This is a genomic window from Variovorax sp. 05L425 (genome assembly GCF_056397705.1).
In genome coordinates, this window is sequence record NZ_JBFTNY010000042.1 from 1 (window position 1) to 12,437 (window position 12,437).

The 12,437-nt window shown below is 65.9% G+C and carries 11 protein-coding genes; 4 read left to right on the forward strand and 7 right to left on the reverse strand.

What is annotated here, in order from left to right; translation table 11 throughout:
* Positions 1-144: 144 nt before the first annotated feature.
* Positions 145-1,431, reverse strand: coding sequence for an O-antigen ligase family protein (locus AC1DN9_RS28760; RefSeq protein ID WP_478105704.1), 1,287 nt, complete (start codon positions 1,429-1,431; stop codon positions 145-147).
* 77 nt (positions 1,432-1,508) lie between these two features.
* Here AC1DN9_RS28760 and AC1DN9_RS28765 point away from each other — a divergent pair, with 77 nt between their 5' ends.
* The gene (locus AC1DN9_RS28765) at positions 1,509-1,763 is read left to right on the forward strand and encodes an acyl-CoA-binding protein (RefSeq protein WP_478105706.1); all 255 of its coding nucleotides are present in this window, start codon (positions 1,509-1,511) and stop codon (positions 1,761-1,763) included.
* Positions 1,764-1,773: 10 nt separating this feature from the next.
* Here AC1DN9_RS28765 and AC1DN9_RS28770 read toward each other — a convergent pair whose 3' ends face one another.
* Genes AC1DN9_RS28770 through AC1DN9_RS28780 form a run of 3 tightly spaced genes read right to left on the reverse strand, consistent with a single transcriptional unit; the run spans position 1,774 to position 5,304 of the window.
* The gene (locus AC1DN9_RS28770; RefSeq protein ID WP_478105708.1) at positions 1,774-2,106 is read right to left on the reverse strand and encodes a polyhydroxyalkanoic acid system family protein; all 333 of its coding nucleotides are present in this window, start codon (positions 2,104-2,106) and stop codon (positions 1,774-1,776) included.
* Complete coding sequence (locus tag AC1DN9_RS28775) at positions 2,099-3,253, reverse strand: aminopeptidase (RefSeq protein WP_478105710.1); 1,155 nt, start codon at positions 3,251-3,253, stop codon at positions 2,099-2,101. Before AC1DN9_RS28775 ends, AC1DN9_RS28770 begins: the two co-directional genes overlap by 8 nt.
* Positions 3,250-5,304 (reverse strand): molybdopterin-containing oxidoreductase family protein, encoded by a 2,055-nt coding sequence (locus tag AC1DN9_RS28780; protein WP_478105712.1) that lies wholly within the window; start codon positions 5,302-5,304, stop codon positions 3,250-3,252. The genes AC1DN9_RS28775 and AC1DN9_RS28780 overlap by 4 nt, the downstream gene beginning before the upstream one ends.
* A gap of 73 nt (positions 5,305-5,377) precedes the next feature.
* Here AC1DN9_RS28780 and AC1DN9_RS28785 point away from each other — a divergent pair, with 73 nt between their 5' ends.
* The gene (locus AC1DN9_RS28785) at positions 5,378-6,499 is read left to right on the forward strand and encodes an ABC transporter substrate-binding protein (RefSeq protein ID WP_478105714.1); all 1,122 of its coding nucleotides are present in this window, start codon (positions 5,378-5,380) and stop codon (positions 6,497-6,499) included.
* Between the two features lie 120 nt (positions 6,500-6,619).
* Here AC1DN9_RS28785 and AC1DN9_RS28790 read toward each other — a convergent pair whose 3' ends face one another.
* Complete coding sequence (locus tag AC1DN9_RS28790) at positions 6,620-7,795, reverse strand: DUF445 domain-containing protein (RefSeq protein ID WP_478105716.1); 1,176 nt, start codon at positions 7,793-7,795, stop codon at positions 6,620-6,622.
* Positions 7,796-7,839: 44 nt separating this feature from the next.
* Positions 7,840-9,048 (reverse strand): acetylornithine deacetylase, encoded by a 1,209-nt coding sequence (gene argE, locus AC1DN9_RS28795; RefSeq protein WP_478105718.1) that lies wholly within the window; start codon positions 9,046-9,048, stop codon positions 7,840-7,842.
* 92 nt (positions 9,049-9,140) lie between these two features.
* On the opposite strand from argE, the gene AC1DN9_RS28800 reads away from it, so the two are divergent.
* On the forward strand, positions 9,141-10,355 hold the full coding sequence (locus AC1DN9_RS28800) for a M20 aminoacylase family protein (RefSeq protein WP_478105720.1): 1,215 nt from the start codon (positions 9,141-9,143) through the stop codon (positions 10,353-10,355).
* Positions 10,352-11,452, forward strand: coding sequence for a M14 family metallopeptidase (locus AC1DN9_RS28805; protein WP_478105722.1), 1,101 nt, complete (start codon positions 10,352-10,354; stop codon positions 11,450-11,452). Before AC1DN9_RS28800 ends, AC1DN9_RS28805 begins: the two co-directional genes overlap by 4 nt.
* A 140-nt stretch (positions 11,453-11,592) precedes the next feature.
* Here AC1DN9_RS28805 and AC1DN9_RS28810 read toward each other — a convergent pair whose 3' ends face one another.
* Complete coding sequence (locus AC1DN9_RS28810) at positions 11,593-12,366, reverse strand: type III pantothenate kinase (protein WP_478105724.1); 774 nt, start codon at positions 12,364-12,366, stop codon at positions 11,593-11,595.
* Positions 12,367-12,437: the final 71 nt, after the last annotated feature.

Consider the following 12,437-nt stretch of genomic DNA (forward strand, 5'->3'; position numbering starts at 1 on the left):
CACGGCAACCCGAAGGGAAGGTATGCCAGGACGGGCCACTCGGCGTTGCGCTCCTTGCATGTGCCAACGCACATGCGGCGTCGCGCGCCTTGATTGGCCCGTCCTGGCATACCTTCGCGACCCCGGAAGTAGTGTGAACAGGCCCTAGCCGCGCAGCAACGCGCCCCAGCGGCCCGGCACCACGCTGACCCAGGGGTTTCCGGGCGCGCGAACAAGGTGCAGGTACAGGAACGCGATCCAGGGCAGGCTCAGCCCGATCGCAGCGTCGCGCATCGCTGAATTGACGCAAGTCGCAACCAGCAGGATCAGCATCGCGACAAATGCCAGCCTGCCGGTGATGTCGTGGCGCCGCCATGCGATGACGAGCCCCGTCAGGAATATCGCGACGAGCGTGAGCAGGCCCGGAACGCCTGTTTCCGCGCCCATCCAGAGGAAGTCGTTGTGCGGCATGCTGTAGTCGTACAGCAGCTTGGGGCCGCGCCGATGCCATTCCGGCGTCCAGCTGCCGAGCCCCAGGCCCGCCAGCGGTGCGTCGAGCATCATCCACGTGGTCTCGCGGTACATGTGATACCGCACGACCCAGCTTCCCTCCGAGACTGCACCGCCTTTGGCGGCTTCGAGTTCCTGGATGCCCAGCGTGAACTTCTCCTGGACCGATGGCGCCTGCGAGACCAGGCAGCCCGCCACCACCGCGCCCACGCAGAGTGACACGGCCAGTACACGCAACCGCCCGCGCCATTGATGCACGCATGCCGCGAAGACGGCCAACAGCAGGCCCAGGAGCGAGGTGCGCGAGGGCAACGTCACTGTCACGATCACGGCCATCGCGATGGTCACGGCAAACGCCGGCCCCGCCCAGTGCCAACGGTCGCGCGTGTCGTTCAGATGCGCCAACCCCCACACAGCGGCCGACGCGCCGATGACCGAGAAAAGCAGTGCATCGTTGATGGACTTGTTGCCCTTCATCACGACGACGTTGTGCCAGATCGGCAGCAAGGGCACGCCCACCGTATGCGCCAGGACGATCACGATCACCGAGAACGCCGCCGCGATGAGAAAGCCACGCAGCGCCCACACCGTCTCCTCGACCGACAGGACCAGCGTGATCGCCAACGTGGCCGCAATGCGCCCGTCATGCCAGAGGCTCAGGCCCGTCTCGGGGTGATGCGGTCGAAACGCAAGCACGACGAGCGTCCAGACCACGAAGGCCAGGATGGGCCAGCGCAGCGGATCGGTGCGCAGGCGCGTAGCGCGTTCGCGCAGCCCACCCGAAAGCAGAACGGCGAGGATCAACAAGCCGGCGCCAAGGTAGTTGAGCCCCACGGGCATGAAAACCACGCAGCCCCACAGCAGTGCGACGGCGCTCACGAGTCGCGGCCTGCGGGCGACCGGAGCAAACGAGGTGGCGACGTCAGACGAGTCGATGCTCATGGATCGAGATTGAATTCGGGACTATTGATGCGGCACCGTCACTTAAGATCGCGGCTCATTATTTGTCGAATGCCGAAATGTCCGATCTCAACGCCCTGTTCGAAGCCGCCCAAGCCAACTCCAAACTGCTCGCCGAGCGCCCGGACAATCCGACACTGCTCAAGATCTACGGCCTCTTCAAGCAGGCAACGACAGGCGACAACGCCGAGAAGAAGCCGAGCTTCAGCGACATCGTCGCGCGCGCCAAGTGGGATGCCTGGACGTCCCGCAAGGGACTGAGTGCCGACGAGGCCAAGCAGCAATACATCGACCTGATCGAATCGCTGCGCTGAGCCGCTCGGCTCACAGCCAATCCCTGTCGTTGTAGGCATCGTCGTCCTGCGCGTCGGTGCCCAGTAGATCATCGAGGTTCTTCAGCAAGCGCTGTTCGATCTGCTCGCTGAAGTTGCCGTACGGAAAGGCCAGCGTCGCGCGCAACCTGAAGTTGTCGGCGCTGACCTCGACGCTGCCATCGATGCCGGTGCGGCCGAACTGGGCCACGTCGCGCGCCTCGCCCTCGGCGTAGCTGAATTCCAGGCCGTAGTCTTGTTCGACGCGCTGCATCCATTGCCGGGCCAGCTCGCGGGCGGCCGGTAGACCCAGTGTGTGATTGCGTTCGATATGGATGTCAGGCACCGTGGTCTCCGTTGTGTTCGCGCTTGCAGCAAGAGGACCGAGTTTGCATGAGGTCGTCCGGTGAAGCGGGGGTGATTTTCAGGGCCTGTTCGCGTCCCGCCTTGGGCATCTCGGCCAGTTTCTTGACGGCGGCATAGAAGCGCGGCCAATCCTCGCCCTCGCGTTCGAACAAGGCCTCGAAGCCGGGCACGAGTTCGTCGTAGGCGGCCTGGGCACCGAAGGCCGCATTGTTCGCGCGCGCCACCCAGGCGTCGTAGGCGCCCTGCCGAGGGCCGGTCCACGTCGCGCGAAGCGCCGCATAGCGCTGCCGGAAATCCTCCATCGCCGCCAGCTTTTTGGCATCGACCGTCGCCCAGTCCTGCGCCTCGGCTTCCTTGGATGAATAGATGTCTTCCAGCGCGCGGCGCGTCTCGGCGGTCAATTCGCGGAATTGCTGGCGGCGTGCATCGAACTGCGCGTATTCGCTCCGGGCCGCTTCGCTTGCCTGGGTCTTCAACCACCGCTGGCTGCCGATGCGCTCCACCGCGGTCGCGAAGGATTCGTTGAACGTGGTGTCGCCCGACACGTACAACACCTGGTGCGCCAGCTCGTGAAACACGATGCGCGCCAGTTCGCCTTCGGGATAGCCGATGAAGGTCGAGAGCAGCGGATCACCGCCGGCCCAGTTCATCCAGCCGAGCGTCGAGTAGGCCGGAACCGGGTAGACCGAAGTCTCCAGGCCCTGCGCACGCAACGTTGCCGCCTCGGCATTGGCGGCGGCCTCGTCGTAGTAGCCGCGATAGCCGACGCAGCCGGCGACCGGGAAGCACCAGGTCTTCAGCGTGAGCGAATGCGGTGGTGCGGCAACGACGTTCCACAGCGCGGCGTTGCGGTGAAGGTCGGCGTAGGACTTGTAGCTCGCGTTGTCGGGCAGGTCGAGTTCAGTCACGGCGTAGCGGCGAATGCGCTGCGTGAGTTCGAGCTTGGTCTTGAGGGATTCGGATGCGGCGGGGTCCTCCAGCCATTCGGGCACGGGCCGCGCGGCGCGCATCAGGTCGAGATGGCCGCTCGCCGATTGCCAGTAGTAGCCGACGTCGGCGCACCCGGCCAAAGCGGCCGCGCCGACAACCGCGACACCGCCCAGGAGTGCCCATCGACCGCGTTTCATGTCGGGACCGCAGCTTCCGCAACGGACTCCACCTCGACCAGGCAGTCGTAGAAGGTCGGGCCACGCCCGATGTCGGTCAGGCGCTGGCTGGTGAGCTGGTTGACGTTGGTGCCATCCAGCCCGAGCTTGCGCCACCAGATGCCGAGACCATGAACCACGCCCGGCCGGGCCCGGCGCGAGACATCGGCACGGCAGCGGTACTCGCCCCGCTGGTTGAAGACACGCACGATGGCGCCGTCGGCGATGCCGCGCGCGACGGCATCGGCTTCGTTGATCTCGAGCACCGGCTCGCCCTCGATCGCGCGCAGGCTTCGGACATTGACGAAGCTGGAGTTGAGGAAGTTGCGGGCCGGCGGCGAGATCATCGCGAGCGGAAACTCCCTCGAACTTCCGGCCGGCTCGTAGTTGGGCACGTGGTCGGGCAGGCCGTCCTGGCCCATCGCGGCCAGCCGTTGGCTGAAGAATTCGCAGCGGCCCGACGGCGTCGGAAAGTTGCCTTCCGCGTAAGGCGCATCGGGCAGCTTCAGCGTGGCAAACCCATGCGCCTGCAACTCGTCGAAGTCCACCGCTTCAGACGCGAACGCGGCGCGACACAGGGTTTCGTCGTCGTCTGAGAAACAGGGCTCGTCGAAGCCCATACGCCGGGCGAGTTCGCGAAACACCCAGGTGTTGCTGCGCGCCTCGCCGCGCGGCGCAATGGCCGGGCGATTCAGCAGCACGTCGGTGTGGCCGTAGCTGAAATGGATGTCCCAGTGTTCGAGCTGCGTGGTCGCTGGCAGCACGTAGTCGGCATAGTCGGCGGTGTCGGTCTGGAACTGTTCGAGCACCACGGTGAAGAGGTCTTCGCGCGCGAAGCCTGCCACCACCTTGCCCGATTCGGGCGCGATGGCCACCGGGTTGCTGTTGTAGACGATCAGCGCCTCGATCGGATTCGCATCGTCGAGCAGCGCGTCGCCGATGGCGCTCATGTTGATGGTGCGCGGCTGCCGCCCCGCCAGCAGGTCGGGCCGCTGCAGCGCCGCGCGGTCCACCGGGAAAAGCCCCGAACTGCTCAGCAGCAGACCGCCCGCCCGCTCCCGCCATGCACCCACCAGCGCGGGCAGGCAGGCCACGGCACGCGCCGCATTGCCGCCGCCGCGAACGCGCTGCATGCCGTAGTTGAGACGGATCGCCGCCGGACGGGTGGTGCCGTAGGCGCGTGCCAGCGCGACGATCTGCGCCTCGGGCACGCCGCAAACAGCGGCCGCGCGCGCCGGTGGCCACTGCAGGGCGCGCTCGCGGAGCTGCGCCCAGCCCACGGTGTAGCGTTCGATGTAGTCGTGATCGAGCCAGTCGTTCACGATCAGCTCGTGCATCAGGGCGAACGCCAGTGCGGCATCGGTGCCCGGCAGCAGCGCAATGTGTTCGTCGCATTTGTCCGCCGTCTCCGTCTTGCGCGGATCGATGCACACCAGCCGCGCACCGGCGCGCTTGGCGGCTTGCGCATGGCGCCAGAAATGCAGATTGCTCCCGATCGAGTTGCTGCCCCAGATGAGGATCAGCTTCGCTTCGGCGAAAAATTCGACCCGCATGCCGACCTTGCCGCCCAAAGTAAAACCTAAGGCCTCACCACCAGCAGTGGAGCAGATCGTGCGGTCCAGAAGAGATGCGCCAAGCTTGTTGAAAAAACGACGATCCATCGATTCGCCCTGCACAAGACCCATCGTTCCTGCGTAACTGTAGGGCACAATCTTTTCCGGATTGTTACTCTTGATTGCATTCAGACGCCCGGCGATGTCGTCCAGCGCAAAGTCCCACGTCACCGGCTCGAAACGGCCACTGCCCTTGGGGCCGGAGCGCTTCAGCGGCTGGGCGAGACGTTCGGGATGGTTGGTGCGCTCGATGTACCGAGAGACCTTGGTGCAAAGGACGCCAGCCGTGTGCCGATGTTCGGGATTGCCCTGCAGCTTGACGGCCTCGCCGTCCTGCACGGTCGTGACGAGCGCGCACGTATCGGGGCAGTCATGAGGGCATGCGCCGAGCACTTGGTGCACTGGGGTCTGGGAAGTCATGAATCAATCGGGAACAGCAAACCGGTCGAGTCTAAGTTGTGCGCCTGACAAAGCGGGCGTGGGGGTTATCACGATGTTGAATCGCAGGCACTTTTCGATCGCCACGGGCGCCGCGGCGTTGGCGGGTTTCCAATTCGCGAGGGCTCAGGGCGACATTCCGATCGTTCTCGGGCAGTCCGCGGCATTCACGGGTCCCGCGGCCCAGCTTGGCATCCAGTTCTACGAGGGCGCAAAGCTCTACCTCGACCAGTACAACGCGCAAGCAAGCCGCAACGTGCAGATCAAGTTCCTGGACGACGGCTACGAGCCCGATCGCTGCGCGGAAAACACCAAGAAGCTGATCGACGACGACGTCTTCGCACTGTTCGGCTACATCGGCACGCCCACCAGCCTTGCGGCGCTGCCGCTGGCTGTGGATGCCAAGGTTCCGTTCATCGCGCCCTTCACCGGCGCCATGGCCTTGCGGGAGCCGTTTCGCAAGAACGTCTTCCACCTGCGCGCTTCCTACAACGACGAGACCGCGCTGATCGTCAGGCAATTGACCAACCTGGGCCTCAAGAAGATCGCGGTCTTCTACCAGAACGACGCCTACGGCAAGGCGGGCCTCGACGGCGTGACGCTGGCGTTGTCGCAACTCGACCTCAAGCCGGCCGCGCTCGCCACGGTCGAGCGGAACTCCGTCAACGTCGCCGCGGCGGTCAAGACCATCACGGCAGCCCGGCCTGATGCCGTGGTCCAGATCAGCGCCTACAAGTCATGCGCCGCGTTCATTCGCGAAGCGCGAAAGTCGGGCTACGGCGGCACCTTCTTCAACGTCTCCTTCGTCGGCACGCAGGCGTTGGCGGACGAACTCGGCAAGGACGGCGCAGGCGTCGTGGTCACCCAGGTCGTCCCCTCGCCCTACAACACGGCGAACGGCATCACGCGCGAGTTCACCGAGGCCGTGCGCAAGAGCAACAGCAAGGCCCAGGCGAATTTCTCGAGCCTGGAGGGCTTCCTGGCGGCGAAAGTGCTGACGGAAGGACTGCGCCGCGCGCCAGGCAAGGTCTCCCGCGACGGATTGATCGCTGGCCTCGAAACCATTGACCGCCAGCAGTTCGGAGGCTTCGAGGTGTCGTTCTCGTCGCGCAACCACGTGGCCTCGAAGTTCGTCGAACTGTCGATGATCACGGCGGACGGCAGAATTAGAACCTAACCCCCGTTGCTTGCTCACTTCGTGTAGCCGCCTCCCCCCTTGAAAGGGGGCAACACCAGCGGCCCGGCGAAGCCGGTTCCGCGGTGTTTCCCGAACGGGCCTCGCTGCGCGGGCCGCTGTCTACTGCTTCCATATCTGCGTAGCGGCGTGGATGGCGAGGCCGACCAGGCCGCCGACCAGCGTTCCGTTCACGCGAATGAACTGCAGGTCTCGGCCGATGTGGCGTTCGAGTTCGTTCGTCATCTCGTCGGCGTTCCACTCGGCCACACGTTCGACGATGTAGCGGCGGATGTCCTCGCGATAGCGCTCGATCGCACGCGGTGCGGCATCCACGATCTGTTCGTTGATCCATCGGCGCATTGCTTCGTCGGCCCGAAGCCGCGCACCCAGGGTCCCGGCCATGGCAACGATGCGCAGGCGGATGCTCGAATCGGTCTTCGTCAGATCGTCGTGCAGCCATCCGAGCAGTGCGCTCCACAGGCCATGCAGGTAGTCGCCCAGCGCCGGATGTGCCAGCAACTCTGCGCGGATGGCCTCGCCGCGCTGCTGAAACGCCGGGTCTGACTTGAGGCGCTCGATGAAGCCGGCCATGAACACATCGAAGCGCAACCGCAGCGGATGCTCCGGCTCGGCCGCCATGTCGGCGATGGTGCGCGCGACAGCGTCTACGATCTTGCGGGTGGCCAGCTTGGCAGCCACCTGATCGAGCCCCACGTAGCGCAGCGCCTTGATTTCGCGGGCGATGGCTTCGGTGATGCGCTCCTGCACTTCGTCGCCCTCGACCACGCGCGCCACCTGCACCAGCACGTCGTCCAGCAGCGCCTGATGTCGGCCGTCCGCGGTGAGCGCGTCGAGCGCCTGCCCCGCCAGGCGCGAGATATCCACCTGGTTCAGGCCCGCAGAAGCCATCCGGCCAAGGAAGTCGCGCACCCGCGCGTCGTCCAAGGCGCTCAGCCCATAGCGGACCGCTGCAATCAGGTGCTCGGCGAGTTTCTCGGCGCGGTCGGGCCGCGACAGCCAGTCCGCCAGCCGCGCCGCCGGATCGAACTGCGCCAACTTGGCCAGCACCTGCGGCGTGCTCAGGAAGTTGTTGCAGATGAAGCCGGCGAGCTTGGCGCCGATGCGGTCCTTGTTCGCCGGAATGATCGCGGTGTGCGGAATGGGCAAGCCCAGCGGATGCCGGAACAGCGCAACCACGGCAAACCAGTCGGCGATCGCCCCGACCATCGCGGCTTCGGCGAATGCGGCGACGTAGCTCCAGGCCGCATGCCGTGATTCAAGCGCCGTCGCCGCCACATACAGCAGCGCGGCAGCGCACAGCAGACCCAGCGCGATCCTTTTCAGCGGATCTCCTTCGTCGCGGCGAGTCCGCGCAAGAAGTCTTCGCAGCGCGCGAGTTGCTCCAGCGTGACGTACTCATCGGGCTGGTGCGCCTGCGTGATGCTCCCGGGGCCGCATACCACGGTCGGAATGCCCGCGCTCTTGAAGATGCCGGCTTCAGTGCCGAACGCGACCAGCGTGGTGCGTTGTTCATTGGCGAGTCGTTGCGCCAGTCGCGTCACGGGCTCGCTGGCCGAACTCAGGAAGCTCGGGATTTCGCAGATGGTCTCGAAGCGGAAGCCGGCTTCGGGCGCGACCTTCTTCATCGCGGATTCCGTCCGGCTCGCGAAGGCGGTGATTTCCTTCTGCATCTGCGCCACGTCGCTCGTGGGCAGGTTGCGGAATTCGTAACGAAACTCCGCATCGCGCGGCACCACGTTGTCGGCGATGCCGCCATGGAACTGGCCCACGCTGGCCGTGCTGTAGGGCACGTCGAAACCGTCGTAGCGCCGCTCGTCGCGCTCGAAGCCCTCGGCCATGTCGCGGAGCTTGCCGACGACGCGGGCCGCCATCTCGATCGCATTGACCGACTGGGGGGTGAGCGAAGAATGCGCCTCCTTGCCGCGCACGCAGCACTTGTAGCGATAGACGCCCTTGTGCGCGATGGCCGGCACCATCAGCGTCGGCTCGCCGATGATGCAGGCCAGCGGCTTGATGCCCTGGTCCTTCATGTCGGCGATGAGTTCCCTCACACCGAAGCAACCGACCTCCTCGTCATAGCTGAAGGCGAAGTGCACCGCGAAGGGCGATTCGCTCTCGATGAAGCGCTCGGCATTGGCCAGCGCCACCGCGATGAAGCTCTTCATGTCGGCCGAGCCCCGACCGTAGAGTCGCGGCTCGACGATCGCCGTGTCCGAGTCCGCGTCGTCCTGCGGCCAGTCCTGCACGATGGCGGAGAGCGGATCGACGGTCCAGTCCTGCCCGTCCCACGGCACGGTGTCGGTGTGGCCGGAGAGGATCACGCCCGCCTGCTTGCCGGCGCCCAGCGTGGCGAAGAGGTTCGCCTTCGTCTTGTCGGCGTTGTACGTGAGCCGGCTGCGCACCCCGAGACCGGCAAGGTGATCGCGCACGAAGTCGATCAGTTCGAGGTTGCTGTTGGCGCTCACGGTGTTCATGCGCACGAGCGTCTGCGCGAGTTCGAGGCTTCGAGTGGAAAGCACATGTGACATGCAATCCATTGTCCCGGAAGTCCGGGGTGGGCGCGCTGATCCGGGCAGGCACGGGCTTTGCGGGCATCTGCGGCAAAGCCTAGACTCTGCCCATGAAACTCATCGATTCCCTCGTCACCCAGGCGGCCGGTATCGCCGCGGTCCGACGTGACCTGCACGCCCATCCCGAACTCTGCTACCAGGAAGTCCGCACCGCCGACGTGGTGGCGGCGAAGCTCACCGAATGGGGCATTCCCATTCACCGCGGGCTCGGCACCACCGGGGTCGTGGGCATCGTGAAGAACGGAACCAGCAGCCGCGCCGTCGGCCTGCGCGCTGACATGGATGCACTGCCGGTCACCGAGCTCAACACCTTCGAGCACGCGAGCAAGTACCACGGCAAGATGCACGCCTGCGGCCACGACGGCCATACGGCGATGCTGCTTGCGGCGGCGCAGCATCTGGCGAAGCACCGCAACTTCGACGGCACCGTGTACCTGATCTTCCAGCCGGCGGAAGAAGGCGGCGGCGGCGCGCGGGAAATGATCAAGGAAGGCCTGTTCGAGCAATTTCCGATGGAAGCCGTCTTCGGCATGCACAACTGGCCGGGCATGAAGGCCGGCCAGTTCGCGGTGAGCCCCGGGCCGGTGATGGCGTCGAGCAACCAGTTCCACATCGTCGTGCGCGGCAAAGGCGGCCATGCTGCACTGCCGCACACCAGCATCGACCCGGTGCCGATCGCCTGCGAAATGGTCCAGGCCTTCCAGACCATCCTGACGCGCAACATGAAGCCCGTCGATGCCGGCGTCATCTCGGTGACGATGTTCCACGCGGGCGAGGCCCCCACGGTGACCCCGAACGATGCCGAACTGCGCGGCACGGTGCGCACCTTCAGGCTGGAAGTGCTCGATTTGATCGAGTCGCGCATGAAGCAGATCGCCGAGAACATCTGCGCGGCGCACGGTGCAGGTTGCGATTTCGAGTTCATCCGCACCTATCCGCCGACGATCAACACGCCGGCCGAAGCCGACTTCGCGCGCCGCGTGATGGGCGGCATCGTCGGCGCGGACAACGTGCTCGTGCAGGAGCCCGCCATGACAGCCGAAGACTTCTCCTTCATGCTGCAGGCCAAGCCGGGCGCCTACGCCTTCATCGGCAATGGCGACGGGACGCACCGCGACATGCACCACGGCGCAGGTCCGTGCACGCTGCACAACGCGAGCTACGACTTCAACGACAACCTGATCCCCTTGGGCGCGACCTGCTGGGTGCAATTGGCGGAGCAGTTTCTCAGCACGCCGAAGGCCACGGCGGAGGCCGCCGCATGATCGCCATCGGCGAAGCATTCGCGCCCCGCTATTTCCTGGCGCGGCAGAAGTTCCTTCAAGCCTGCGCGAGCGCGGGGCTGGCTGTGCGGTCGCATGTGCATCCCCTGAAGGGCCGCGACGGCGAAGAACTCGCGATGGACGTGGCCCTCGACGGCAATCCGGATGCAGAACGCATGCTGCTTGTGTCCAGCGCATGCCACGGCGTTGAAGGCCATTGCGGCAGCGGCGTGCAGGTCTTTGCGCTGTACGACGACGAGTGGCGCGAAAAAGCCCGCGCGCAGGGGGTGGCGGTGCTGTACGTCCATGCGCTCAACCCGCACGGCTTTTCGTACGGCCGGCGCGTGACGCAGGAGAACGTCGACCTCAATCGCAACTTCTTCGATTTCGAGCAACCGCTGCCGGTGAATGAGCCTTATGCGAGCCTGCACCCGCTGCTGCTGCCCGAGACGTGGCCGCCGACCGAAGAGAACAGCGCAGCGATTGCAGCCTGGATCGAGCAGAACGGCGCCAGCGCCTTTCAGGCCGCAGTGACCCGCGGCCAGTACCAGTTCGAGGATGGCCTCTTCTTCGGCGGCAACGCACCGACCTGGAGCAACAAGACCTTCCGAGACGTGCTGCGCACGCACGGCCAGCGCGCGCGCCGCCTGGCATGGATCGATCTGCACACGGGCCTCGGGCCCAACGGCATCGGCGAACGCATCTTCGCCTGCCGAGACGACAGGAAGGCCTACGACCGCGCCAACGCCTGGTGGGGCACGCCTGCGGCCCCGGTGACCTCGATCTATGACGGCTCGTCGGCGTCCGCCTTCCTGACCGGGCTCAACTGGAGCGCCATCTACGAGGAGTGCCCGAAGGCCGAATACACCGGCATGGCCCTCGAATACGGCACGCAGCCCCTGCTGGAGGTGATGGCCGCACTGCGCGGAGACCATTGGCTGCACAGCCATCCGGAAGCGCCCGCCGAACTGGCGGACTCGATCCATTCGGCCATGCTCGACGCGTTCTACACGGACTCGGACGCCTGGCGCGGCCAGATCATCAGCCAGGCGCGACAAGCGATGTTCCAGGCCGTCGATGGATTGACCACAAACGCCTGAACATCCTGGGCTTCATCCGTGGCCGCGCAGCCGGCCTGTTCGCAGGCACCCGCGGAACCGGCTTGGCCGGGCCGCAGGGGTGCGTCCCCTTGAGGGGGTGCTGAGCCACACGAAGTGGGCGATGCTGGGGGTGGGCTTGTTCATTCGGGAAGCATCCGTTCCTCGGCGATCACGAGCAGGCCGTCCATGATGAGGCTGTCGACGAGGTCGAAGTCGCCGTTCATGCTCGGCGCCATCTTCCATCCCGCGCCGCCGGTCATGTAGCAGGCCGGCTCCGCGCCGCAGTGCGCCCGCACATGCTGCACCATGCGCTCCACCGCACCGGCGATGGCATAGGTGCCGCCGCTGGTCAGCGCGTCGCTGGTGTTGGTCGGGAACTCCCGGACTTCGCCGGTCGGCACATGAAGGCCGGCCGTACCCGATTCGAGCGCTCGCAGCATGATCCCGTGCCCGGGAAGAATCAGGCCGCCGAGAAACCTGCCGTTCGTATCCACCGCCTCGACGGTGACGGCGGTGCCGATCATCACCACCACCATCGGACGCGCGGGGCCCTGCGTCAGCATACGGTGGCGCGCACCGATCATCGCGACCCAGCGGTCGGCACCCAGGCGCGTCGGATGGTCGTAGCCGTTCACGATGCCGGCCTCCGCCACGCTCGACACTACCCAACGCGGCGAGCAGTCGAAGCGCTCCACCAGTTGCTCCTCGGCACGTCGCCGGACTGCATCGCCCGCCACCACGCAACCGAGCATCGACGTCGGCGGTGCCAGGTCTGCCCATGGCCCTTCGGCGAGGCGCTCGATGTGGTCGAGGAATTCGGCACCGTGCGCGACCAGCGTGGCACCGGGCCGCGCGGCATCGTAGAGGGACCACTTGAGGCGGGTATTGCCAATGTCGATCGCGAGGAATGCCATGCGCGGCATTATTTACGACTTTGCGCTTACTGCCGCTTGCACATGGGGCGACGGACTACGCCGCACGGTCA